The following is a 211-nucleotide window of genomic DNA, read 5'->3' as shown; positions in this document are numbered from 1 at the left end:
GGACGACTGTTCCGGAACCCGCCGATCTAAAGCTCTCGAACGATACCGTTCATTTCAAACGCGCCACGATCCTGTACGCGGACCTCGACGGATCGACTGATCTCGTGGAAAAGAAGAACTGGATGTTCGCGGGAGAGGTCTACAAGACCTTTCTCTACGCAACCTCGCGGCTCATCCGCCGACATGCCGGCACCATCGTCTCGTATGCCGT

At 56.9% G+C, this 211-nt stretch carries 1 pseudogene; it reads left to right on the top strand.

The annotated features are described in order from the left end of the window. Positions 1 to 211 (top strand): annotated as a pseudogene (locus AF337_RS24550) (adenylate/guanylate cyclase domain-containing protein); the annotation flags it as partial.

This window comes from Rhizobium ecuadorense (genome assembly GCF_001187535.1).
Classification (GTDB): domain Bacteria; phylum Pseudomonadota; class Alphaproteobacteria; order Rhizobiales; family Rhizobiaceae; genus Rhizobium; species Rhizobium ecuadorense.
The sequence above is the reverse complement of the archived record's forward strand: the minus strand, read 5'-3'. Positions and strand labels throughout refer to the sequence as shown.